Raw genomic sequence first — 432 nt, 5'->3', positions numbered from 1 at the left:
GGTAAACTACTATGAGCAGCGCAGTGATCGCATTACAATAGTCAATATACACACAGTAGTACAGGTTTATATGCCAACTAGTTCTGCCGATGATGAAGAAATCGAAGAAATATATGAGGAGCTAAAGGAAATTATTCAGACAATTAAGGGAGAGGAAAACTTAATTGTTATGGGAGACTGGAATTCGGTAGTAGGACGAGGAAGGGAAGGGAAGATAGTAGGTGAATATGGTCTGGGCAAAAGGAATGAAAGAGGAAGCCGCCTGGTAGAATTTTGCACGGAACATAATTTAGTTATAACAAACACCTGGTTTAAGAATCACAAAAGAAGGTTGTATACATGGAAGAGACCAGGAGATACTGGGAGATACCAGATAGATTTTGTAATGGTAAGACATAGATTTCGGACCCGGGTTTTAAACTGTAAGACATA

1 protein-coding gene is annotated in these 432 nt (G+C 39.1%); it reads left to right on the top strand.

Features of this window, described 5'->3' with window-relative positions:
• Positions 1 to 70: 70 nt before the first annotated feature.
• Positions 71 to 432: exonuclease/endonuclease/phosphatase family protein (locus AC0IXA_RS27160; RefSeq protein WP_471814862.1), on the top strand; the 362-nt coding region annotated here is incomplete at its 3' end.

The sequence above is a fragment of the Pseudomonas sp. AC083 genome (assembly GCF_979253165.1).
The sequence above is the reverse complement of the archived record's forward strand: the minus strand, read 5'-3'. Positions and strand labels throughout refer to the sequence as shown.